The sequence below is a fragment of the Microbacterium sp. KHB019 genome, assembly GCF_037285405.1.
Taxonomy (GTDB): domain Bacteria; phylum Actinomycetota; class Actinomycetes; order Actinomycetales; family Microbacteriaceae; genus Microbacterium.
Map to the genome: position 1 here is coordinate 166873 of NZ_JBBDHF010000004.1, position 23802 is coordinate 190674.

23 protein-coding genes are annotated in these 23802 nt (G+C 69.1%); 9 read left to right on the forward strand and 14 right to left on the reverse strand.

From position 1 onward, the window contains the following. The first annotated feature begins 48 nt into the window (after positions 1-48). Positions 49-384, forward strand: coding sequence for a hypothetical protein (locus KHB019_RS13985; RefSeq protein WP_230103811.1), 336 nt, complete (start codon positions 49-51; stop codon positions 382-384). A 16-nt stretch (positions 385-400) separates the two neighbouring features. On the opposite strand, the gene KHB019_RS13990 is transcribed toward KHB019_RS13985, so the two are convergent. Then, positions 401-2113, reverse strand: coding sequence for a cation:proton antiporter (locus KHB019_RS13990; protein WP_230103812.1), 1713 nt, complete (start codon positions 2111-2113; stop codon positions 401-403). Between the two features lie 54 nt (positions 2114-2167). On the opposite strand from KHB019_RS13990, the gene KHB019_RS13995 reads away from it, so the two are divergent. Beyond that, positions 2168-3214, forward strand: a complete 1047-nt coding sequence (locus tag KHB019_RS13995) for an LLM class flavin-dependent oxidoreductase (RefSeq protein ID WP_337459247.1) — start codon at positions 2168-2170, stop codon at positions 3212-3214. Positions 3215-3398: 184 nt separating this feature from the next. Then, positions 3399-3608 carry a methyltransferase gene (locus KHB019_RS14000; protein ID WP_230103814.1) on the forward strand — a complete coding sequence of 70 codons (210 nt, stop codon included), beginning with the start codon at positions 3399-3401 and terminating at the stop codon, positions 3606-3608. 36 nt (positions 3609-3644) lie between these two features. Here KHB019_RS14000 and pheA read toward each other — a convergent pair whose 3' ends face one another. Further along, the gene (gene pheA / locus KHB019_RS14005; protein WP_230103815.1) at positions 3645-4595 is read right to left on the reverse strand and encodes a prephenate dehydratase; all 951 of its coding nucleotides are present in this window, start codon (positions 4593-4595) and stop codon (positions 3645-3647) included. Positions 4596-4668: 73 nt separating this feature from the next. On the opposite strand from pheA, the gene pgm reads away from it, so the two are divergent. Further along, the gene (gene pgm / locus KHB019_RS14010) at positions 4669-6312 is read left to right on the forward strand and encodes a phosphoglucomutase (alpha-D-glucose-1,6-bisphosphate-dependent) (protein WP_337459248.1); all 1644 of its coding nucleotides are present in this window, start codon (positions 4669-4671) and stop codon (positions 6310-6312) included. A 78-nt stretch (positions 6313-6390) separates the two neighbouring features. Here the strand turns inward: pgm and KHB019_RS14015 are convergent, their stop codons facing one another. From KHB019_RS14015 to KHB019_RS14055, 9 genes are all read right to left on the reverse strand, one after another. After that, a complete protein-coding gene (locus tag KHB019_RS14015) occupies positions 6391-7182 on the reverse strand; it encodes an ABC transporter ATP-binding protein (RefSeq protein ID WP_230103817.1) in 792 nt (263 codons plus the stop codon). A 44-nt stretch (positions 7183-7226) separates the two neighbouring features. Continuing rightward, positions 7227-8261: an ABC transporter substrate-binding protein gene (locus tag KHB019_RS14020; RefSeq protein WP_337459249.1), complete on the reverse strand. Its 1035-nt coding sequence runs from the start codon at positions 8259-8261 to the stop codon at positions 7227-7229. A gap of 46 nt (positions 8262-8307) precedes the next feature. Continuing rightward, a complete protein-coding gene (locus KHB019_RS14025; protein ID WP_230103819.1) occupies positions 8308-9162 on the reverse strand; it encodes an ABC transporter permease in 855 nt (284 codons plus the stop codon). Between the two features lie 139 nt (positions 9163-9301). Then, positions 9302-10408 (reverse strand): glycerate kinase, encoded by a 1107-nt coding sequence (locus KHB019_RS14030; RefSeq protein WP_325472204.1) that lies wholly within the window; start codon positions 10406-10408, stop codon positions 9302-9304. Continuing rightward, positions 10405-11436, reverse strand: a complete 1032-nt coding sequence (locus KHB019_RS14035) for a LacI family DNA-binding transcriptional regulator (protein ID WP_337459250.1) — start codon at positions 11434-11436, stop codon at positions 10405-10407. The genes KHB019_RS14030 and KHB019_RS14035 overlap by 4 nt, the downstream gene beginning before the upstream one ends. Before the next feature lie 65 nt (positions 11437-11501). Next, positions 11502-12365: a sugar phosphate isomerase/epimerase family protein gene (locus KHB019_RS14040; protein WP_337459251.1), complete on the reverse strand. Its 864-nt coding sequence runs from the start codon at positions 12363-12365 to the stop codon at positions 11502-11504. Then, a complete protein-coding gene (locus KHB019_RS14045; RefSeq protein WP_230103823.1) occupies positions 12362-13546 on the reverse strand; it encodes a dihydrodipicolinate synthase family protein in 1185 nt (394 codons plus the stop codon). The genes KHB019_RS14040 and KHB019_RS14045 overlap by 4 nt, the downstream gene beginning before the upstream one ends. A gap of 3 nt (positions 13547-13549) precedes the next feature. Then, a complete protein-coding gene (locus KHB019_RS14050) occupies positions 13550-14713 on the reverse strand; it encodes a Gfo/Idh/MocA family protein (protein WP_230103824.1) in 1164 nt (387 codons plus the stop codon). A gap of 139 nt (positions 14714-14852) precedes the next feature. Further along, a complete protein-coding gene (locus tag KHB019_RS14055) occupies positions 14853-15866 on the reverse strand; it encodes a LacI family DNA-binding transcriptional regulator (RefSeq protein WP_337459348.1) in 1014 nt (337 codons plus the stop codon). Positions 15867-16019: 153 nt separating this feature from the next. Here KHB019_RS14055 and galT point away from each other — a divergent pair, with 153 nt between their 5' ends. From galT to KHB019_RS14080, 5 genes are all read left to right on the forward strand, one after another. Further along, the gene (gene galT, locus KHB019_RS14060) at positions 16020-17309 is read left to right on the forward strand and encodes a galactose-1-phosphate uridylyltransferase (protein ID WP_337459252.1); all 1290 of its coding nucleotides are present in this window, start codon (positions 16020-16022) and stop codon (positions 17307-17309) included. Beyond that, entirely contained in the window at positions 17306-18493 is a 1188-nt protein-coding gene (gene galK / locus KHB019_RS14065; RefSeq protein ID WP_337459253.1) for a galactokinase, read from the forward strand. The genes galT and galK overlap by 4 nt, the downstream gene beginning before the upstream one ends. Before the next feature lie 96 nt (positions 18494-18589). Continuing rightward, positions 18590-19567, forward strand: coding sequence for a UDP-glucose 4-epimerase GalE (galE, locus tag KHB019_RS14070; RefSeq protein ID WP_337459254.1), 978 nt, complete (start codon positions 18590-18592; stop codon positions 19565-19567). A 3-nt stretch (positions 19568-19570) separates the two neighbouring features. Further along, positions 19571-20092, forward strand: a complete 522-nt coding sequence (locus tag KHB019_RS14075; RefSeq protein ID WP_337459255.1) for a GNAT family N-acetyltransferase — start codon at positions 19571-19573, stop codon at positions 20090-20092. Next, positions 20089-21555: a carboxylesterase/lipase family protein gene (locus tag KHB019_RS14080; protein WP_337459256.1), complete on the forward strand. Its 1467-nt coding sequence runs from the start codon at positions 20089-20091 to the stop codon at positions 21553-21555. The genes KHB019_RS14075 and KHB019_RS14080 overlap by 4 nt, the downstream gene beginning before the upstream one ends. A gap of 81 nt (positions 21556-21636) precedes the next feature. Here KHB019_RS14080 and KHB019_RS14085 read toward each other — a convergent pair whose 3' ends face one another. From KHB019_RS14085 to KHB019_RS14095, 3 genes are read right to left on the reverse strand one after another with little or no spacing between them, the layout of a single operon-like run. Continuing rightward, positions 21637-22161: a gluconokinase gene (locus KHB019_RS14085; protein WP_337459257.1), complete on the reverse strand. Its 525-nt coding sequence runs from the start codon at positions 22159-22161 to the stop codon at positions 21637-21639. After that, positions 22151-23389: a D-mannonate dehydratase ManD gene (gene manD, locus KHB019_RS14090; RefSeq protein WP_337459258.1), complete on the reverse strand. Its 1239-nt coding sequence runs from the start codon at positions 23387-23389 to the stop codon at positions 22151-22153. The genes KHB019_RS14085 and manD overlap by 11 nt, the downstream gene beginning before the upstream one ends. After that, the gene (locus KHB019_RS14095) at positions 23386-23781 is read right to left on the reverse strand and encodes a hypothetical protein (protein ID WP_337459259.1); all 396 of its coding nucleotides are present in this window, start codon (positions 23779-23781) and stop codon (positions 23386-23388) included. Before KHB019_RS14095 ends, manD begins: the two co-directional genes overlap by 4 nt. Positions 23782-23802: the final 21 nt, after the last annotated feature.

The window sequence follows — 23802 nt, forward strand, 5'->3', positions numbered from 1 at the left end:
TACCCCTACCCATCGACGCACCGGTCGCGGCCGCCTACCGTTGACGCCATGAACAGCAACCTGCGCACTCGCACCCGCCTGCTCCTCGCCCTTCCTGTGGCGGCCGTGGCGATTTCCCTCACGGCGTGCTCCGGCGGCGGCGCAGGCCGTCCTTCAGCCGACGAACTCAGCGACGGAATCGCATCGATCCTCGAAGAGGCAGGCCAGGGCGACGCCCTCACCGACGAGCAGCTCGACTGCGTCGCCGACGCGTTCCTCGAATCCGAGGTATCAGACCAGGACCTCGCGAACCTCGCCGAGGGCAAGGACCTGCAGACGTCGCAGGACGCCAAGGACCTCGTGTCTCAGACGATGGCCGAGTCGTTCACCACCTGCGCGAGCTGACGGCGCGAACCCAGAGCTACGCCCGCCCCGGCGTCCGCGTCGCACCGCGGGTGTCGAGCGCAAGCTCTTCGGCATCGATCGCCGTCATGAGCTCACGCATCAGCTCCTCGTCGAGGTTGTCGGCGTCGCGCTCGGCGAGGAGAACCTCGCGCCGCACGTGCAGCCACCCCTTCGACAGCGCCACGAGGTCCTCATATGACGGCTTGGGCATCGAATCCTCGACCTCCTGCGCCTGATCCGTGTCGGTCTCCACCCGCGTCATCCGCGACGCGAACATGTCGAACGCTTTCATCTCCGCCTCGCCGTACTTGCCCGCCCAAACCTTACGCTGCGACGCCAGGAACGCCTTGCCCGCCTCCCTGCTCCGCGCGCGCACGGCAGCCATGGCCGCGGCATCCGCTTCTTCATCCGCATCCCCCGCGACACCCAGCCGACGGATCAGCAGAGGCAGCGTCAGCCCCTGCAGCAGAAGCGTCGCGACGGTCACGATGAAGGCGACGATCACGATCGCGTGCGAGGGTCCGGTCGGCAGCTCGGCGATATCCGCCGCGGCGAGCGCCGTCGCCAAGGTCACGACGCCTCGCATGCCCGCCCACGAGATGACGGCATTGTCCTTCCAGTCCAGCGCCGGCTCGGTGAGCCGCGCCTTCATCTGCTCCGCGGTGACCGGAGGGCGCCCCGGTCTCTGCCGGCTCTCATCGAACCGCCCTGCGGCCACCGCTCGATCCCAGCGGCGCAATCGTGCTCGCTCCTGCCAGCGAGCGAGCGCGTGAGCCGGATAGATGTACAGCGGCCGCACCAGCAGCACGACCAGCAGCACAGCCCCCGACAGCAGCAGGATGTGCCACACCGACTCGTCGCCCAGGTCGCTCAGCACGCGCTTGAACTGCAGGCCGATGTACGCGAAGACGAAGCTCTCCAGCAGCAGATCCGCCGACAACCACAGCGGCGCCTCCTGCTGCCTGGTCGTGTAGTCGGTGCGCGGCGCGTTGAACCCGACGTACAGCCCCATCGCGACCACGGCCAGCACGCCCGACCCGCCCAGGTGTTCGGCGATCGCATATGCCCCGAACGGCACGAGCAGTCCGAACGTTCCGATGACGACCGGATCAGCCACTCGCATCCGCAACTGATGCAGGATGATGCCGAACACCAGTCCGATGACGACGCCGACCACTACGGCCAGAGCGAACTGCCAGATGCCGTCCCACACCGTGAGCGTCGCACCCGCGATGATCGCCGCGAACACCCGATACAGCGTCAGCGAGGTGGCGTCGTTGATGAGGCTCTCCCCCGACAGCACCGTCATGATGCGTCTGGGCAATCCGAGCTTTCGGCCGATGGCGGCGGCCGACACGGCATCCGGCGGCGCCACGATCGCTCCCAGCAGCAGCGCCCCGGGAAGCGTCAGAGCCGGGAAGATCAGCCAGGCGACGAGTCCGGCGGCGGCCGCCGTGATCAGCACCAGCCAGATCCCGAGCCGCCGGATCTGCGGCAGACTCCGCTTGAAGCCCACGAACGACACATCCAACGCCGCCGAATACAGCAGCGGCGGCAGAACCAGGTTCAGCAGCAGATGGCCGTCGAGATCCAGGTCGGGGATGAACGGCAGAAAGGATGCCGCGAGCGCCACGACCGTGACCAGCAAGGGTGCGGGCCACCCGCGCCACCGCGCGATGGCCGCCACGATCACTGCGCCGACGAGAACGTAGAAGAGCATGGCGTCCATGCGCAAAGACTACGCGGGGGAATGCCCGCGCTCGCCGCCGGGTTGCCAGAAGTGATGACTGCTGCAGCCCCCGCCCTGTCCGTGCTCGACCTCGTCCCGGTGCGCACCGGCCAGACCAGCTCCGAGGCCATCACCGCCTCGATGTCGCTCGCCGAAACCGCGGACCGCCTCGGCTACCGCCGCTACTGGTTCGCCGAGCACCACAACATGCCGGCCGTGGCATCCACCACTCCCCCTGTCCTCATCGCCGCCGCCGCGACCCGCACGACGACGATACGACTCGGCTCGGGCGGCGTCATGCTGCCCAACCACGCCCCCCTCATCGTCGCCGAGCAGTTCGCCGCCCTCGAGGCGATCGCTCCGGGGCGCATCGACCTCGGCCTCGGCCGCGCCCCCGGCAGCGACCCGGTCATCACCCAGCTGCTGCGGACCGCGGGCACAACCAGCGACGTCGAGCAGTTCCCCCGTCACGTCCAGGACATCTCCCTGCTCCTCGGCAGCGAAGGCGCGACCCTGCGCTTCACGTCAGGCGGCGAGTACAACGTCCACGCGACGCCCGCCGCTGTCGGCGTCCCCGAGGTGTGGCTGCTCGGCTCCAGCGACTACTCGGCGCAGCTCGCGGCATCCCAGGGCCTCCCCTACGTCTTCGCCAATCACTTCTCCGGCCAGGGGCTCGAACGCGCGCTCAATCTCTACCGCGCCGGCTACCAGCCGAGCGAGGCGCACCCCGAGCCGCGGACCTTCCTTACCGTCAACGTCGTCGCAGCCCCCACGGCAGAGGAGGCTGAGCAACGTGCCCTCCCGCAGCTGCGCATGATGTCCCGCCTGCGATTGAACAAGCCGCTCGTCGCGCTCGAGACGGTCGACGAGGCGCTTGCAGCGGCATCCGATCCCGCCACCGACCAGGTGGTCGAAGCCGCACGCTCGCGCTGGTTCGTCGGCACCGGTGAGTCCGTCGCCGCGGAGCTCCGCGACTTCGCGACGAAGTTCGGCGTCGACGAGGTCATGCTCTCTCCTGTCGCCGGCGCGTACGACGCCGAGGCGATGGATGCCGCGACCGGCCGCGCTCAGACCCTCGAGCTCGTCACCGCCGCCCTGTAGCGCCCCGTCGCGCTCTCCATCGCCGACGCTGCGCCGTCGCCGATTGCCGTATCGGTTCGGTCGGTTCTGAGCGCTCGCAACCGACCGAAGTGATACGGCACGTGGGGCGCGAGCGAACAGAGGGCTGGCCGGAACGCGCGGGCGGGAGTACGGTCGGCTTACCGGTGAGGGAAGGAGTTCGATGATGAGCACCACGCAGACGCGCGGCCTCTGGGTCGCGTACGGAACGAACGGGGTCGTCGGCAGCATCCGTCACGAGGACGAGGACTACATCGTCGTGATGGCGGCAGCGGATGCCGAGACCGGGCGCTATCCGAGCCTCGAAGTCGCCAAGGGCGCCCTGTACTCGCACATGTCGCCGGGAAGCTCCTGGCCGAGGTACGAAGAGCACTGAGCGGACCGCGGCCCCCACTCGACGACCGGCAGCGCCTCAGGCGTCGGGCTCACCCGTGATGAGCCCGCGCAGCCAGTCGCGCGCCTCGACGAACACGTCGTCGGCGTAGCGGTCCGGATACTGCACGACCCGGCGATCGGCCCGGGGGTACGACCCGAGGAACACCACCCGAGGGCTGAATCGGCGGATGCCGAGCAGCGCGTCAGCCATGCGCTCGTCCGCCACGTGCCCATCGGCGTCGATCACGAAACGGTAGCGTCCGAGAGCGTCGCCGATCGGACGCGACTCGATCAACGAGAGATTGATCCCTCTGGTTGAGAACTGCTCGAGCATGTCGAGCAGAGCACCGGGGTGATCGTGCGGCAGCTCGACGATGAGCGAGGTCTTGTCGGCGCCGGTCGGTTCCGGCGGCATGGCGGTGCGCGTCACGAGGACGAACCGCGTGACGGCCGACGTGTTGTCGCCGATCTCCGATGCGAGCACGTCCACGTCGTAGTGCTGCACGATCCCTGGGGGCGCGATCGCCGCCTGAGCGGGCGAGGATCCGTCGAGCACGCCGATGGCGGATGCCACGTTGCTGGCTGCCGGAACATGGGAGTGCCTCGGCAGGTGCTCGCCGAGCCAGCCGTGGCACTGCGCGTACGCGACGGGATGAGCTGCGATGACCGTGACGTCCTCGAGTTTCGTCCCCCGCGGCGCGACGAGCACGAAGTTCACCTTCACCAGGTACTCGCCGACGATGCGGAGCCCTGGGAGTGTCGCCAGCGCATCCTGGGTCGTCGAGACCCCGCCCTCGATCGAGTTCTCGATCGCGATCATCGCGGCGTGGCTGCGCCCCTCGAGCACATCCCCCAGCGCTTCACCGACGTTGTGGACGGGGCGCCAATCCTGCCCCCGAGCCTCGGCGACCTGGTCCAGTGCCGCTTCGGTGAAAGTGCCCGCAGGGCCCAGGTAGCTGTAGGTGCGCCGTTCAGTCACGCGTTTCACCCTAGCCCTGTGTCGGGCTTCCGTCTGCGTCACGCAGGGTGCGCACGAGCCGAGATCGGGGCACACTGGACCCATGACCAGCCGTGCCGGCCTCCCCGCGGAGGAAAGTGACCTCATCGATGTCGACGAACTGATCGCCGCGTACTACGACCGGCATCCTGACCCGTCCGACCCGGCACAGCGCGTCGTCTTCGGCACGAGCGGCCACCGCGGCTCCTCGCTCTCCGGTAGCTTCAACGAGAATCACATCCTCGCCACCACCCAGGCGATCGTGGACTACCGGCGCGAGCAGGGCATCACCGGCCCGCTGTTCCTCGGCCGGGACACCCACGCCCTCTCGCTCCCCGCCGAGCGCAGCGCGATCGAGGTGCTCGTCGCCAACGGCGTAGACATCCGCGTCGACTCCCGCGACTCGTGGGTGCCGACCCCGGCGCTCAGCCACGCCATCCTGACGTACAACCGCACGCTGGCTCCGGATGCCGCTGAGCGAGCCGACGGCATCGTCGTCACCCCGTCGCACAACCCTCCCCGCGACGGCGGCTTCAAGTACAACCCCCCGCACGGCGGGCCGGCGGACACCGACGCCACGAGCTGGATCGCCGACCGCGCGAACGAGCTGATCGAGGGCGGCCTCGAAGGCGTCAAGGCCCAGAGCTTCGCCGACATCGACTGGGATGCCCTGCCGAGCTACGACTTCCGGGACGCCTACGTCCGCGATCTGCCGTCGATCATCGACGTCGAGGCGATCAAGAACGCCAGCGTCCGCATCGGCGCCGACCCGCTCGGCGGAGCATCCGTCGACTACTGGGCACTCATCAAGGAGATGCACGGCCTCGACCTGACAGTCGTCAACCCCGAGGTCGATCCGACCTGGCGCTTCATGACCCTGGACTGGGACGAGAAGATCCGGATGGATCCGTCCTCGCCCTCGGCCATGGCATCCCTCGTCGCGAAGAAGGGCGACTTCGACGTCCTCACCGGCAATGATGCGGATGCCGACCGCCACGGCATCGTGACGCCGGATGCCGGCCTGATGAACCCCAACCACTACCTCGCCGTCGCCATCGACTACCTCTTCTCGCACCGCGCGGACTGGCCGCGGGATGCCGCGATCGGCAAGACACTGGTGTCGTCGATGATCATCGATCGCGTCGCCGAGTCGCTCGGCCGCAGACTGCTCGAGGTCCCCGTCGGCTTCAAGTGGTTCGTCCCTGGCCTGCTCGACGGCTCCGTGGCGTTCGGAGGTGAGGAATCGGCCGGAGCGTCGTTCCTGCGCCGAGACGGCAGCGCGTGGACGACCGACAAGGACGGCATCCTTCTCTGCCTTCTCGCGGCCGAGATCATCGCCGTCACCGGCAAGTCCCCGTCAGAGCGCTACCGGGAGCTGGAGCAGGCGTTCGGAGCATCCGCCTACCAGCGGGTCGACGCACCGGCCACGCCCGAGCAGAAGTCGACGCTGTCGAAGCTCGCACCCGAGTCCGTCACGGCGACGACGCTCGCCGGCGAGGAGATCAGCGCGAAGCTGTCGCACGCGCCGGGCAACGGAGCCGCGATCGGCGGGCTGAAGGTGCAGACCGAGCACGCCTGGTTCGCGGCCCGCCCGTCCGGCACCGAGGACGTCTACAAGCTGTACGCCGAGAGCCTGAAGGGCTCGGAGCATCTCGCCGAGGTGCAGGCGGAGGCGCGCGCCGTGGTCTCCGCCGCTCTGGTCGGCTGACGCGCCGTTCCCGTCGCAGTTTTGGTCGCCGGAGCGGCGGCCGGGCGACCAAAACTGCGACGGGAAGCGAGCCGCGAGTCAGTCGGCGACCGCCGGTGCCCCGAGCAGCTCGCGCACGCGGCTGGAGACGCGGTGGAATTCGGGCGTCTCCAGCGTGCCGGCGTAGTCGCGCTGCCCCGGCAGGTCGATGCGGTGCTCCTCGAGGATGCGTCCTGGACGCGGGCTCATCACGATGACACGACTGGCGAGGTAGACGGCCTCGGCGACGCTGTGCGTGACGAGCAGGACCGTGGTGCCGGTCTGGCTCCAGATGCGATTCAGCTCGACGTTCATCCGTTCGCGGGTGAGGGCGTCCAGTGCACCGAACGGCTCGTCCATGAGCAGGACGCGCGGCTCGTGCAGCAGGGCGCGGCACAGTGACACGCGCTGCTGCATTCCGCCGGACAGCTCGTGCGGAAGAGCCTTCTCGAATCCGGTCAGCCCGGTCATCTCGATGAGCTCGTCCGCACGGGCCTGCGCCTTGCGCATGTCCATGCCGCGCATCTCCGCCTGCAGCAGGATGTTGCCGCGGACGCTGCGCCACTCCAGCAGGGCTGCGCGCTGGAAGACGTAGCCGATGTCCTGCCGCGGGCCCTTGACCTCGTCGCCGCGCAGCCGTACCGAGCCGGCGCTCGGGGTCGTGAGGCCGGCAACCGCCTTCAGGAGCGTCGACTTTCCGCACCCCGACGGGCCGGCGATCGTGATGAACTCGCCCTCCTGGACGTCGAGGTCGACCCCCTCGAGGGCGGTGACCTCCCCGCGCTTGGATGCGAAACGGATCGCGAGGTCGGTGATCTGCAGCACGGAGTCCGTGCCCGGTGTCGCCATCATCTGTTCTTTCTCCTGAATCTGCGGTGCCGGCATCCCGATGCCCCTTACTCGCCTGGCGCGAACGACGCGTCGAAGTAGGTGTCGACGTCGCCGTCACCCGAGATGAGACCGGCGTCCGAGAGCACCGAGAGCGTTGCCTCCCAGTCCTCGGTCGCGTTGGTGCCGGGGGCCTTGCCCTCTGTGGCCGCGGTGCTGAGCAGCTTGATGGTCTCCTGCCACTGGTCCAGCAGCACGTCCTTCGCCGGCATCTGCGGGTCCTTGCCGTCCATGGCCGCGACCGCGGCCTCCGGGTCCTCCTGCGCGGCGGTGAACGCCTCGGAGGTCGCGGCGACCAGCTCCTTGACGAGCTCGGGGTCGCTCTCGATCGTGCTCGTGGGCGCGACGAGGCCATTGCTGAAGAAGTTCAGCCCGGCGTCCGAGTAGCGGAGGTACCGCATCTCCTTGCCGCTCTTGGCCGCGATGGTCGGGCCCTGGTCGTGTGCGAAGCCGATCAGTCCGTCGACCTGACCGGAGAGCACGGCTGCGATCTTGCCGGCGGCATCGAGGTTCTGCTGCTTGACGTCGGACTCCTTGAGACCCACGGCATCCAGGTAGACCGGGAAGGTCGTGGTCGGCGCATCGCCGGCGGACACGGCGATCGTCTTGCCCTTGAGATCCTCAGGACTCTCGATGCCCGAGTCGGCGAACACCTGCACAGCGGAAGGCGTCGTCTGCAGGAAGACGCCGACGCTCTTGATCGCGACGCCCTTGTCGATGTTGGCCAGCACGGCGGGGGTGTCGGCCCACCCGAAGTCGACCTGTCCCTGTCCGACGGCCTGGGCGGTCTTCGTCGAGCCCTGCCCCGCCTTGATCGTCAGGTTGATGCCGTGGTCCTCGAAGATGCCCTGTTCGACGCCGTAGTAGAACGCCGCGTGCTCGCCGTACGGGTACCAGTTGAGCATCAGGATCACGTCGGTCATCTCGCCGCCGGCGTCCCCCTCCGATGCCGGGGTCTCGCTCGCCCCGCCGCAGCCGGTGAGGGCGAGGGCGGATGCCGTGAGCAGCGCTGCGACGGAGAGGATGTTGCCTGACTTCTTCATCAGTGTGTTCCTGCTTTCGTTGGGGGGTTTCAGAGACGGACGGTGTCTACAGCCGAACGGTGGCTGCGGCCACGTCGCGCTTGGACGAGTGCCACGGGATGAGGAACTTCTCGGCGATCTGGATGATCGCGAACAGCACGACTCCCATGAGCGACATGATGATGAGCGCCGCGAACAGCATCGCGGTGTCGAGGTTGCCGTTGGCCTGGAGGATGACGTAGCCGAGCCCCTCGTTGGCCCCGACGAACTCGCCGACGACCGCGCCGGTGACGGCGAGGGTCGCTGCCACCTTCAGCCCGGAGAGCAGCTCGGGAAGGGACGCAGGGAGCCGGACCTTTAGGAACGTCTTGAACTTGCCTGCCCCCATGGTCGAGGTCAGCTGCAGGATCTCCGGGTCGACGGTGCGGAGCCCGGCGAGGCCCGAGATGACGACGGGGAAGAACGCCATGAGCACGGCGACGAGGATCTTCGGCGATGCGCCGAAACCCAGCCAGACGACGAACAGCGGGGCGATCGCGATCTTGGGGATGACCTGCGCGAACAGGATGACGGGGTACAGCGTCTGCTCGAGCCCCTTCGAGTAGACCATCACCACGGCGACGAAGAGGCCGACCACCACGGCGATGACGAAGCCGATCACGGTCTCGTACGTCGTCACCCAGGTGTGCTGCATCAGGTACGGCACGTTGTCGGCGAAGGCGTTCCACGTGTCGCCCGGCGACGGGATGATGAACGGCTGGACCCACTTCAGCGCGGTCGCCACCCACCAGAGCGCCAGCACCGCGACGACGAAGACCACGGGGTGCCAGTTGCGCGACCACCACCGGGCGAAGCCATTGGGTTCGGTGCGTTCCTGAGCCAGCGCCAGGGTCATCGTTGCGTTCTGCTGCGTTGCCGACATGGGTCCTCTGCATCTTCGTCGGAGGAAGTGGGAAAGCGTATTCCCAACTCGTTCTGCGAGTCTATGGCCGCCGTCTCACGATGTCAACGCGAGGGCGGCGCCACGTGCTCTGGCCGTGGGAATCGTGCCCGTCGAGCACTCACGCAATGAGCGTGCGAGCCAGCGCAGCACCCGCCGCCCGCAGGTGCCGTGCAGGCCCAGCGAGCGCGGCATCCGACGATCCAGCGAGCTCGGTCAGCGACACCACCGCCGCGAACGGCCCCGTGTCGGCATCCGGGGTGACGCGACCGGCAGCGAGCGCCGCACGCGCGCCCACGGCATCTCCGAGCCCCGCGACGTACGAGGGGACCTTGCCGTCCCCCGACTGGCCGTCGTACGACCCTTCACCGGTCACGACGACGTCGGCGCCCTCGAGGGTCCCTGCGAGATCGACCAGGCGCGCGACCTCCTGCGCACCGGATGCCAGCACCGCCCCCCATGCGACGAGCGCGCCGCCGACGCCTCCCGCAGCGCCGGAGCCCTGGAGGTCCGGATCCAGATCCATCAGCCGAGCGAGCCTGGCCAGCGAGGCATCCACCGCCTTGATGTCGGATTGCGCGGTCAGACCCTTCTGCGGCCCGAACACCGCGGCTGCACCGCGGTGGCCGGTCAACGGATTGGTCACGTCCGTGAGGACGAGCGTGTCCGGTGCCGCGCGCAGTGCAGTGACGTCCACCTCAGCGATGTCCGCGAGGCCCCGGGCACCAGGCTCGACCGGTGCCCCATCGCTGTCGAGGAATCGCGCACCGAGCGCGGTGAGCATGCCGGTGCCGCCGTCGGTCGAGGCGCTGGAACCGATCCCCAGCACGAGCCGCGAGACACCATGATCGAGGGCAGCGGCGATCGCCTGCCCGAACCCCGAGCTGTCGGCTTCGAACGGGCGCAGTTCATCGAGCAGCTCGATCCCCGACGTCGAGGCGAGATCGATCACCCCCGTACCGTGCGGAGCATCCGACGTCGGTGGCAGCAGCAGCCACGCCGTCTGCACGGGAGTGCCGGCCGGACCGTCCACGGTCACCGGCATCCGCTCCGACCCGGTCACGGCGGCTGCGAAGGCCTCGACGGTGCCCTCGCCGCCGTCCGCCATCGGTCGCAGCACGATGTGGGCCGTCGGATCCACCGACGTCCAGCCGTCGGCGAGGGCCGCAGCGGCGTCGGCCGCCGTGATCGAGCCCTTGAAGCTGTCCGGCGCGAACACGACCCTCATGCCGCGCATCCTGGTGTCGAGTCGCGGACGACGATCTGCAGCGGAAGCGGCTCAGCCGTCCAGTCGTCATCGACTGTCGCCCGGAACGCCTGGTACCCGACATCGCTGAGCGGCACGCGCACGGTCGTCAGCTGGGGCGTCACGTCTCCGCTCGATGGCACATCGTCGAACCCGCACACCGCGATGTCCTCGCCGATCACGCGGCCCGCGTCCCTGATCGCCGACATCGCGCCGATCGCGACCACATCGCTCATTCCGAAGACGAGCGTCCCGGGGTCGACACCGGCGCGCAGTGCGCGCGCCATCGACTCGTAGCCGGACTCCCGTTGGAAGTCGCCCCGTTCGATCCGCTCCACGACACCGCCGTCGGCCTCGAAGCCCTCGGTGAAGCCGCGGACGCGATCGTCCGAGGTCAGCACGCCGTCGGCCGCCGCGAGCACGACCGCCGATCGGTAGCCCAGAGCAGCCATCTCCGCACCCAGCATCCTGGCGCCCTTCGCGTTGTCGATGCTCACCGTCCGTTCGCCGGCGACGCTGCTGCCGAACGTGACGACACGGCCGCCGAGGGCCTCGAAGGCACGGATCTCTTCGGCTGTCGCGCTCTCCTCGCCGCCACGGGATGCCGCGAGGATGAGCCCGCGCGGACGCTGCCCACGCAGCGTCCTGACGATCTCGCGCTCCCGCGCCGCATCGCGCTCGGTGACGGCGATCGTCACGATCAGTCCGCGTTCATCCGCTCCGCGGGCGACGCCGGAGGCGATGAGACCGAAGTACGGGTCGGCGATGTCTGCGACGAGCAGGGCGATCACGGCCGAGGTGCCCCGAGCCGTGGCCTGGGCCGAGGCGTTCGCGGTGTACCCGAGCTTCTCCGCCGCTCCCTCCACCCGCTCACGGAAGGACTCGGCGACCTTGCGCGCGGAGCCGTTCAGGACTCGGGAGGCGGTGGCCAGCGAGACCCCGGCCTCGCGTGCGACGTCGTGAAGAGTCGGCGCCGACCCCCGACCCGCTCTGGTCGGCTGAGATGTCATGGATCAGAGCCTACTGTCCGCGTTTTCGGATTCGCGCAGGCGCCCGTCCGCGCGCAGCGCGCGCATCACAGGTGCGGTGCGACAGCGGAACTGAATCCGGCCGCCGTGCGCCGCACCGCCTCGAGCGGATCGGTGGCCCAGATCTGCTCGTTGAAGATCTCGACCTCGATGTCGCCGGTGTATCCGGCATCCACGACCGCACGGGTGAGCGATTCGAAGTCGATGACCCCGTCGCCCGGATAGTGGCGCCCCAGCAGCACGTCCGCGGGGAGCGGCGTCTTCCAGTCGCACACCTGATAGGTCGCCAGGCGCCCTTCTCGGCCGGCGCGGGCGATCTGGGTCAGGACGTCCGGATCCCAGAAGATGTGGAACGTGTCGACGGTCGCCCCGACCGCTTTCGCGTCGAAGTCGCCGGCGATGTCGAGCGCCTGACCGAGCGTCGAGACGACGCAGCGATCGGAGACGTACATCGGATGCAGCGGCTCGATCGCCAGCGTGACGCCGGCGGCGAGCGCGTCGGGGACCAGCTCGCCGATCGCATCGCGGACGCGTTCGCGGGAACCGGCGAGGTCGCGCGATCCCTCTGGCAGACCGCCGGCGACGAGCACGAGAATGGCGGTGGAGCCGTCGGCCCCTGCGGCGGCGAGCGTGGCGGTCTCCTCGATCGCACGCCTGTTGTCGTCGAGCGCCTTCTGGCGATCGGGCCCGTCGGGGATCGTGAAGAATCCGCCGCGGCAGTGCGTGGTGAACCGCAGCCCCGAGTCGGTGAGCATGCGCGCAGCCACGTCGAGGCCGACCTCGTTCACAGGCTCGCGCCAGAGCCCGATCGCCTCGACGCCCGCCTCGGCGGTCACCCTCAGGGCGGTCTCGAGATCGGCATGCTTGATGGTCGCCTGGTTGATCGAGAGGCGCGGGTGCGGGGCGGTCATGCGTCCAGCCTTCCTGTTTCGATGCCGTTCAGTCGCAGCATCCCGTGCCAGCGCTGGAGGGCCAGCTCCGGCTTCTCCAGCGCCAGTGACGTGTTGGCGAGTTCGACGATCCTGCTGAGGTGCGGCAGGCTGCGCGCCGAGTGCAATCCCCCGACCATCTGGAATGCGGGCTGGTGGCCGTTCAGCCAGGACAGGAACGCGACGCCCGTCTTGTAGTAGAAGGTCGGAGCGGCGAACACCTGACGGCTGAGCTCTTCGGTCGGGCCGAGAATGCGCTCGTAGGCGGCCTGGTCACCGGCATCCAGCGCCTGGATCGCCGCCGAGGCGACCGGCGTGATCGCGGCGAACGCGCCGAGCAGCGCGTCGGAGTACGACCGCTCCCCCACGCCGGAGTCGCCGATCAGCGAGACGTAGTTGAAGTCGTCGCCGGTGAACATGCGCACGCTCTCGGGGAGGCGCTCGCGAACCGAGATCTCGCTCTCGGCGTTCAACAGGCTCATCTTCACGCCGGCGACCTTGTCGACGCTCTCGGCGATGACGTCGAGCAGCACGCCGGAGGCCGTCTGCCAGTCGGATGCTCCGAAGTAGCCCTCGAGTTCCGGATCGAAGGCCGTACCGAGCCAGTGCAGCACGACGGGCACGGTGGCGCTGGCGAGCACCTCGCGATAGACGCGGCGGTAGTCGTCCGCGCTCGTCGCGACACGAGCGAGGTGCCGGGAGGCCATCAGCACGGGGCCGGCGCCCTGCTCCTCGGCGAAGTGCAGCTGCTGCTTGTAGGCGTCGATCACCTCGTCGAGGGTGATGCGGTCATCGTCGACATGGTCGGTGTTGACGCCCACGACCACCGAGCCGCCCTCCTCGCGGGCGACCTGCGCGCTGCGCGAGATGAGCTCACGGGTCGCCGCGGCATCCAGACCCATGTTGCGCTGCGCGGTATCCATGGCGTCGGCGACGCCGAGACCCCATGAGTAGGCGTTGCGGCGGAACGCGAGCGTGGCATCCCAGTCGATGTCGGCCGGCTGCCCCGGCGTGTTGTCGGCGTGCACGCGGGGGACGACGTGCGCCGCCGCATAGGCGACGCGACTCCGCAGCGGCGAGGTCGGCCGAGTGTAGGCGCCGGTCTCGTTCAGCGGAGCATCCGACAGCTCACCGTCGGCGGAGATGAGACGAAGCGTGCTCATCGATCAGTCCAGGCTCAGCGCGTCGAGAACGATCTTGCGGCCCTCGGCGCTCGAGGCGAGTCCCGCCTCGGCGAACTGCACGCCCTTGGCACCGGCGAGCAGGTCGAAGGCGTACTCGGTGCCTTCCACGTAAGAGGCGAGGTACTCCTCCCACTGCTGGCGGAAGCCGTTGAGGAAGACGTCATTGGTCGGGACGTCCTGCCAGTCGTCGTCGTAGTCGTGGCTGTCCTCGAGGTCGGGATTCCACACCGGCTTGGGAGTGGCATTGCGAGGCTGGATCTTGGCCCCGAAGAGGCCGACCACGGCGGACCCGTGCGTGCCGTCGACCTGGAACTCGACGAGCTCGTCGCGGTTCACCCGGACGGTCCACGACGAGTTGATCTCGGCGACGATACCGCCTTCGAGCTCGAAGATGCCGTATGCGGCGTCCTCGGCCGTGGCGGTGTACTTCTCGCCCTTCTCGTCCCAGCGCTCCGGGATGTGCGTCGCGGCCTGCGCGTAGACGCTCTTCACCTCGCCGAACAGATTCTCGAGCACGTAGTTCCAGTGCGGGAACATGTCGCTGATGATTCCGCCGCCGTCCTCGGTGCGGTAGTTCCAGCTCGGACGCTGGGCTGGTTGCCAGTCGCCCTCGAACACCCAGTATCCGAACTCGCCGCGGACGGAGAGGATGCGACCGAAGAATCCGGAGTCGATCAGGCGCTTGAGCTTCTGCAGCCCGGGAAGGTACAGCTTGTCGTGCACGACGCCGGTCTTGACACCGGCATCCTTCGCGAGGCGGGCCAACTCGAGCGCCTCCTCGAGCGACTCCGCCGTGGGCTTCTCGGTGTAGATCGCCTTGCCGGCGGCGATCGCCCTGCGGATGGCGGAAGCCCGGGCCTTGGTGACCAGGAAGTCGGCGTAGATCTCCCACTGCGGGTCGGCGAGCGCCGCGTCGAGGTCGGTGGTGTAGTCGGCGATGTCGTGCTGAGCGGCGAGTTCTGCGAGCTTCTGCTCGCTGCGACCGACGAGGATCGGTTTCACGGTGACCTTGGTGCCGTCGGAGAGTTCGATCCCTCCCTCATCGCGGATGGCGAGGATCGAACGGACCAGGTGCTGCCGGTAGCCCATGCGCCCGGAGACGCCGTTCATGATGATGCCGATCTCGCGGGTCGTCGCCTGTGACATGTGTGATCCGTTCTGTCTGTCTACCGTCGTTGGTGGGTAAGCGCTTTCCCGTATCATTGCACGACATCAGGATGAAGGCAACCGGAGGGCGACGAGGACGTCGGCCACCCTGACGGCCTTGCAGCCGCAGGGGTGGCGCCTACGCGCGCTTGGTGCTGAGTCGCTCGATCAGGCGCGTGGCGATGAGGCGCGGGTCGGATGCCGTCGTGGCAGTGGTGTGGACCGATCCCCCGCCTTCGACCGCAGTGCCGCCTTCGACCGCACCGCCGCCCTCGATGTCGGCGATGAGTGTCGAGACGGCCGCCTCGGCCAGAACGGTGAAGTCCTGCTGGATCGTCGTGAGCGGCGGGCGGTAGTTCGCGGCATCCGGCACGTCATCGAAGCCGACGACGCTCACGTCGTCCGGCACCGCGCGGCCACGGTCGGCGAAGCCGCGGATGAGACCGAGCGCCATCTGATCGTTCGCGACGAAGACCGCGGTCGCACCCTCGAGCAGCGCGGCCGCGGCGTGGCCGGATTCCGAAGACCAGTCGCCCCGCGCGACCCGCGGCACCTCGGCACCTGCCGCAGTCAGCGCAGCGCGCCACCCGCGCTCGCGCTCGACGGCGGCGAACGAGTCGGCCGGGCCGGCCACGTGATGCACTGTGGCGTGCCCGAGCCTCAGCAGATGCTCAGTCGCGGCGACTGCGCCACCCGCATGATCGCTGCGCACGCCCCGGAACCCCTCTTCGGCGGCAGCGTCCACGAGCACCAGCCGCAGCCCGGCGGGAAGATCGGCCGCGTGCGTGAGCGCGGACGCCTCATTCAGGACGATCGCCCCGTCGACACCCTGATCCTGCAGACGGGCGAAGGCGTCGGCGACATCCGAGGACGCGGTCACGACCATGAGGGTGTATCCGCGCCGATCGGCCGCTTCGGCTGCGGCCTGCAGCATCCGGGAGTTGCCGATCGTCGCGAGCGTCGTCGCGACGATCCCGAGCATCTGCGAACGACCGGTGCGCAGTGCCCTGGCTGCGCGATGCGGGCGGTATCCGAGCTCGGCCATGGCCCGCTCGACCCGCGCTCGCGTCGCCGGGTCCACACGAGGGCTGTCATTGACGACGCGGGAGACGGTCTGCCCGGAGACCCCGGCGCGGCCGGCGACCATCGCCATCGACACGCGGCCGGACGGAGTGCTGCGGCGCGGCGGTCGCGGCGGCACGAGGCCTGACAGATCGTCGGTCACCGGCGCCCCCGTTCATCACTTCTTGTCGCGCACAACTCCGGAATGTTGACGTTATCACTCCGGGACAGCTACCGTGTTTACGTGAACATGGAAGATTCTCCGGAGTTGCGCACCACTCGACCCGACGCGACCAAGCCCGACGCGACCAAGCCCGACGCGACCAAGCCCGACGCGACCAAGCCCGACGCGACCAAGCTCGGCGCGACCAAGCTCGGCGCGACGAAGCTCGGCGCCGGCGTCATCAAGCGCGCCACGCGCCTCGCGGACGGGCGCGAGCTCATCTACTACGACGACCCGGGCACGACCCTCGGCCCGGACCGCTCGGTCGACGCTCGCACGCTGGATCCGCGACCTGGCACAGCGAACATGCGCCTCGACGTGCTCACCGGCGACTGGATCACGGTCGCCGCGAACCGGCAGAACCGCGTCATGATGCCAGGCGCCGACGCCGATCCGCTCGCACCGCAGTCGCCGACCAACCCTTCCGAGGTCCCGTCGAACTACGACGTCGCCGTGTTCGAGAACCGCTCCCCCGCGTTCGGCCCCGCTCTTGCTGAGGCCACGGGCGACGAGTCCGCCGCAGCGGACGCACCGCGCGGACTCGACGACCTCGCCGCGCTCGATCTCGGCCGCACACGCACCGCCGTCGGCCGATGCGAGGTCGTCTGCTTCAGCCCCGATCACGCAGGGTCCTTCGGCACCCAGACCGTCACCCGCGCTCGCACGGTCATCGAAGCCTGGGCCGACCGCACCGCGGCGCTCTCGCACCTGCCGGGGATCGAGCAGATCTTCCCGTTCGAGAACCGCGGTGAGGCCATCGGCGTGACGCTGCCGCATCCGCATGGCCAGATCTACGCGTATCCGTATGTCACGCCGCGAACCACGCGGCTGCTGCAGAGCATCGAGAGCACGGGGGCCGACCTGTTCCAGCGCATCCTCGAGCACGAGCAGAACGATGCCCGTGTCGTCCTCCGCGGCGAGCACTGGACGGCGTTCGTGCCCTTCGCCGCTCGCTGGCCGCTCGAGGTCCACCTCATGCCGAACCGTCACGTGCCGGATCTCGCCGAGACCACAGCCGCCGAACGCGACGAACTCGCCCCGCTGTACCTGAAGCTGCTGCGCGGCGTCGACGCTCTGTATGACACGCCCACCCCGTACATCGCGGCGTGGCACCAGGCTCCGGTGCACGTCGGGCGCGACAGCGTTCGCCTGCACCTGCAGCTGACCAGCCCGCGGCGCGCGGCCGACAAGCTGAAGTTCCTCGCAGGTTCCGAGGCCGCGATGTGGGCCTGGGCCGCCGAGGTCGCCCCCGAGCAGGGAGCCGAGCGACTGCGCGACGCCATCGCCCGCGCCGAGAGCGCCTCCGCATGACGACGCAGGATGCCGCAGTCCGGCTGTTCCACGACCTCATCGGCCACGCCCCCGACGGCATCTGGTCCGCACCGGGACGCGTCAATCTGATCGGCGAGCACACCGACTACAACGACGGGCTCGTTCTGCCGTTCGCGATCCCGCACCGCACCTATGCCGCGGTCGGCATGCGTTCGGATGATCGCATCCGGGTCGCTTCGACATTCGCGGACGCTCCCGTCGAAGTCTCTCTCGATGAGCTGCGGTCGCTGTTCCCGACGGGCGCGGGGGCCCAGCCGGCCGTAGCCGAGTGGGCCGCGTATCCGCTCGGCGTCGCGTGGGCTCTGCAGCTCGCCGACGCGACGGCGCACGGTATCGAGCACGGTGTCGACATCGCGATCGCCTCCGACGTCCCCGTCGGAGCCGGCCTGTCGTCCTCCGCGGCGATCGAGGGGGCCACGGCTTCCGCCCTGAACGAACTCTGGGCGGTAGGCCTCGACCGCACGGCCCTGGCCGGCATCGGCCGCCGAGCCGAGAACGAGGCCGTAGGCGCTCCAACCGGGATCATGGACCAGATGGCATCCATGCTCGGCGAAGCGGATGCGGCGCTGTTCCTCGACTGCCGATCCCTCGAGGCGCAGACCGTCGGACTCGGCATGGCCGAAGCCGGTCTCGCGATCCTCGTGATCGACACCCGCGTCTCGCACGCGCACTCCACAGGCGGCTACCGCGAGCGCCGCGCATCGTGCGAACTCGGAGCGCAGATCATGGGCGTCCCGGCGCTGCGCGACGTCTCGGTCGATGACCTCCCCCGCGCGCAGGAACTCATGGACGACGTCACGTTCCGCCGCGTGCGCCACATCGTGACCGAGAACCAACGCGTCCTCGACACCGTACAGACGCTGCGAGAGAGCGGCGCGCGCGCGATCGGCGATCTCCTCGTCGCTTCGCACGTCTCGATGCGCGACGACTTCGAGATCTCGGTGGCCGAACTCGACACCGCCGTGCAGGCTGCGCTGGATGTCGGGGCGCTCGGGGCCCGGATGACCGGGGGCGGCTTCGGCGGCGCAGCGATCGCGCTCGTCGAACAGCACGCGGCGCCGACCGTGACGGATGCCGTGACCGCCGCCTTCACGGCATCCGGGTTCACCGCCCCTCACATCTTCCCGGTCACGCCATCCGCCGGAGCCGCGCGCGACGCATGACCAGCCTTCCCGCCGTCTGTTTCTGCCGTACGTACGCGCCGGGCAGGCGACACCGTGCATTCGGCAGAAACAGACGGGGCTGAGAGAATGGAACACATGTCTTGGATCGTCACCGGCGGCGCCGGCTACATCGGTGCGCACGTCGTACGCGCACTCGCCCAGGCCGGACTCACTCCTGTCGTCCTGGACGACCTGTCCAGCGGCGTCCCGTCGTTCGTCCCCGGTGACGTGGCCCTCGTCGAGGGCAGCATCCTCGACCGCGAGCTCGTCGAGAACACGCTGCGCGAGTACGACGCCGAGGGCGTCATCCATGTCGCCGGCTTCAAGTACGCCGGCGTCTCCGTCCAGCGCCCGCTGCACACCTACGCCCAGAACGTAGAGGGCACGCGCGTGATCCTGGAGGCCATGCAGGCCGCCGGCGTCCGCAACATCGTGTTCTCGTCATCCGCCGCCGTGTTCGGAACGCCCGATGTGCCGCTGGTCGTCGAGGGCACCGCCAAGAAGCCGGCCAGCCCGTACGGCGAGTCGAAGCTCATCGGCGAGTGGATGCTGCGCGACCAGGCGATCGCGACGGCCGAATCCGATCGTCCGCTGCGTCACACGTCGCTGCGCTACTTCAACGTCGTCGGCTCGGCTGACCCGACCGTCTACGACGTCAGCCCGCACAACCTCTTCCCGATCGTGTTCGAGAAGCTGCTCGCCGGTGAGACGCCGGCGATCTTCGGCGACGACTACGACACTCCTGACGGCACGAACGTCCGCGACTACGTGCACGTCGGCGACATCGCCGCAGCCCACGTCGCGGCGGCCCAGCGCCTGTCCGGCGGACAGAGCATCGAGCCCGCCTACAACCTCGGGTCGGGCGACGGCCTGTCCGTGAAGCAGATCATGGATGCCATGGTCCGCGTCACCGGCATCGACTTCGTCCCCGAGATCGGCCCCCGCCGGCCCGGCGACCCCGACCGGATCGTCGCCACTGGCGAGCTCGCCGCCCGCGATCTCGATTGGAAGATGCGCTACACCGTCGACGAGATGGTGCAGACGGGCTGGGAAGCCCGCCGCAGCGCCGGCTGAGCGATGCACGTCCGCGCCGCTGCTCTCACCGATGCCGACGGCATCGCAGCGGTCCACGTGCGATCGTGGCAGGCTGCGTACCGCGGCCTCATGCCGCAGGAGGTCCTAGACGGGCTGTCCGTCGAGGAGCGAGCAGACGGCTGGCGGAGCATCCTCGCCGATCCGGAGCGGATCTCACGGACCCTGGTCGCGCAGCGCGACGGGCGCGTCGTCGGCTGGGCCGGCTTCGGAGACGCGCGCGATGAAGACGCCCCCGGCACCGGAGAGCTCTGGGGCATCTACGCGCTCCCCGACTCATGGTCGTCCGGTGTCGGGCACGCTCTGATCACCGCCGTCGAGCGCGAGCTCGCCGATGCCGGGCACGCCGTCGCCTATCTGTGGGTGCTCGAGGGAAACGAGCGCGCGAGCGCATTCTACGAACGCCACGGCTGGGCCGCGGACGGCGCCGCCAAGGTCGAGAATCGCCCCGGTCTCGTGCTCCACGAGCGCCGGCACGTGAAGACGCTGAAGGATGCCGTCGGATGACCGACTCCCCCATCGTCGACACGGCATCCGGCCCGGTGCGCGGCTTCTGGCGCGGGCACGGCACGCCCGACGCTTCGGCCGCGTTCCTCGGCATCCCGTTCACGAAGCCGCCGGTCGGAAAGCTCCGGTTCGCGGCTCCCGCCCCTCCCGACCCGTGGACAGAACCGCTGGACGCCACGACTTACGGCGCCACACCGTTGCGCATCACGGGGGAGGAGAACCTCATCCCCGAGCCGGCCGTCCCCGGCAAGAGCACGCTGAACGTCAACGTCTTCACGCCCGCCACGGGCGGTTCCCTGCCCGTGCTGGTCTGGATCCACGGCGGCGGGTACACGGAGGGGTCGCCGGCGAGCCCCTGGTACGACGGCGCCCGGTTCAACCGCGACGGCGTCGTGACCGTCTCGATCTCGTACCGGCTCGGGTTCGACGGCTTCGGGTACATCTCGGGCGCCCCGGCCAATCGCGGAGTGCTCGACTGGATCGCCGCCCTCGAGTGGGTGCAGCGGAACATCGCGGCGTTCGGCGGCGACCCGTCGCGCGTCACGATCGGCGGACAGTCCGCCGGCGGTGGGGCTGTGCTCACGCTGCTCGGGATGCCGCAGGCCCAGCACCTGTTCGATCGGGCCATGTCATTCTCCGGCGCTCTCGCCGATGTCCCGCTCGCCATCGCGAAGGCGCGCGCCGACCGCATCGCCGAACTCGGCGGAGTCACCCCGGATGTCGAGGGGTTCCGCGCCCTGACCGAGCGCCGGATCCGCCAGCTGCAGCCGAAGGCCGCGACTCCCCGTGCGGGCATCGGCATGGTCCTGGATCTGCTGAACGACGGGCTGCCCTGGGGGCCGATGGTGGACGGCGAGCTGCTCAGGCATCCGACCGTGGACTCACTCACAACCGGCACCGGATCGGACAAGCCGCTCCTGCTCGGCTCGACCGACGACGAGTTCACGATGGTCGCCGAGCGCGAGGGCGGCCGGTTTCGCAGGATGCCGTCCGGCATCCTGCTGCTGCCGTTCCTGCACGGCCGCTCGACCCGCCGTGCGTATCTCAGAGCCAATCGTCCACAGCGCAAGAAGGGTGGCGCCGCGATGGTCGGGCGCTTCATCAGCGATCACGTCTTCCGCGTGCTGGTCCCTCGCGTCGCCGAAGCGCGAAGCGGGGCGGATGCCGAGACCTGGGCCTACCGGTTCTCGTGGGTGTCCCCCGTCAAGGGCTGGGCCTGCCACTGCCTCGACGTGCCGTTCTGGTTCGACGGACTCGACCGTGAGAAGGTCGCGAATCTCGCAGGCGTCGCTCCGCCGCAGGCCCTGGCGGACGACATGCACGCGGCCGCGGTGAGGTTCATCACCGACGGCGACCCCGGCTGGCCCGCTTGGTCGACCGAACCCGGGACGGCGCGAGTGTTCGACGCCCCGGCATCCGGGACGGATCGGGATGCCTACGCGAGCGTGCTGCCGCTCGTGTGAGGGGGCGGCAAGACCGATGGAAGAAGAATTTCCCGGCTTCGATGCAGGCGGAAGCCGGGAAATCCTTCTTCTTTCGAGCCGTCAGCGCGCGAGCCGCTCCACGATCTCCACGACGAGGACGTCCGGCGCACGGTCGACGGTCACCTCGAGTCCGGCCTCATCCGCGCCCAGCGGCTCGAGCGTGGCCAGTTGCGAGTCGAGCAGCGAGGCCGGCATGAAGTGGTCGGTCCGTGCCTCTGCGCGCGAGGTGAGCAGCTCGCGCGATCCGGTCAGGTGCACGAAGACGACGTCCGAGGCGACCGAGCGGATGCGGTCGCGGTAGACACGCCGCAGCGCACTGCACGCCATCACGAGTCCGGTGCCGGACGCCGAGTCGAACGCGCCTCCCACGGCGTCGAGCCATGGCCAGCGGTCGTCGTCGGTCAGCGGCGTGCCGGCGTTCATCTTCGCCTTGTTGGCATCCGAGTGCAGGCCGTCGGCATCCGCGAAAGACACGCCGAGCGTTTCGGCGAGGGCGATGCCGACGGTGGACTTGCCGGCCGCCGACACCCCCATGACGCAGATCAGCGGAGCACTGCCTTCCGACTCTGGAATCTCACCAGTCATGCACGGTTCCGTCAGCGAGACGGTTGTAGGGCAGGTACGCCTGCTCGTACGGGTACTTGCCCGCCTCGTCCATGTTGAGCTCGACGCCGAGGCCGGGGTTGTCTCCCGGGTGCAGCAGGCCCTCCTTCCACGTGAACGACTGCTCGAACACCTGGTCGGTCTTCGCGCCGTGCTGCATGTACTCCTGGATGCCGAAGTTGTGGATCGCGAGCCCGAGGTGCATCTGGGCGGCCATGCCGACCGGCGAGATGTCGGTGGGGCCATGGAAGCCGGACTTGATCTGGTACATCGCCGCGTAGTCGACGGTCTTCTTCAGCGGCGTGATGCCGCCCATGTGCGTGACTGCGCCGCGGACGTAATCGATGAGCTGGTCGCGGATCAGGTCCTTGAAGTCCCAGATCGTGTTGAAGATCTCACCGATCGCCAGCGGCGTCGTGGTGTGCTGGCGGACGAGTTTCAGCGCTTCCTGATTCTCGGCCGGGGTGCAGTCCTCGAGCCAGAACAGGTCGTAGGGCTCGAGCGACTTGCCGAGCTTCGCGGCCTGCAGCGGGGTCATCCGGTGGTGGCCGTCGTGCAGCAGCGGCATCTCGGGGCCGAACTCGTTGCGGACAGCCTCGAAGACGCCGGGCAGATGACGGAGGTACGCGCGGGTGTCCCAGTCCTCCTGGACTGGCTTCGCTCCACGACGGGCGGGCTCGTGGTCGTAGCGGGCCTCGCCGCCGCCGGTGTCAGCCGCCTGCGACGCGATGCCGTAGATCGCCTTGAGACCGGGGACGCCGGTCTGCACGCGGATGGCGCGGTATCCCTGCTCCTGGTGCGAGCGGATGCTGTCGAACAGCTCGGGCAGCTCCTTACCGGATGCGTGGCCGTACGCGAGCAGGCCCTCACGGGAGGCACCACCGAGCAACTGGTACAGCGGCATGCCTGCAGCCTTCGCCTTGATGTCCCACAGCGCCATGTCCACGGCGGCGATCGCGGCCACCGTCACGGGTCCGCGGCGCCAGTAGGCCGAGCGGTAAAGGAACTGCCAGGTGTCCTCGATCTTCGAGGCGTCCGAGCCGATCAGCAGCGGCACGACGTGCTCCTGCAGGTACGCGACGACCGACAGCTCGCGGCCGTTCAACGTCGCGTCTCCCAGGCCGGTGAGCCCCTCGGCCGTGGTCAGCTTCAGCGTGACGAAGTTGCGATCGGGGCTGGTGACGATGACTTCAGCCTTGTCGATGATCATGATTCCTCCAGTGGTGTCAGTTCTGAGTGACGTCGTCGGCGGCTCGGGTGACAGCCTTGACGATATCCGGTTCGGTGAGGCGCTTGTCGATCAGCGTCAGCAATGCCTCGACCGCGCGATCGCCCTGAGCCGCGGCCTGTGCGACTGCGACCCCGTTGGTGTCCTCGGGCAGTGCGCCCAGAACGGGCCTGCGCGACCCACGATCCGAGCACGCGGATGCTCGCGGCGGCATCCCGACCGGCCTCGCGCTCCGCCAGCAGCACCTCCACGATGCGCATGCGCAGCTTGGTCGTGCCGTCCTTGCCGATCTGGGCGAGCAGGTGCTGGATGCGGGCGTTGTCGAAGCGGTCCTGAGCGAGTTCGCCTCGATCGACGACGTCCTCGAACTGCACGACGGACGGGCGGTCGTTCCC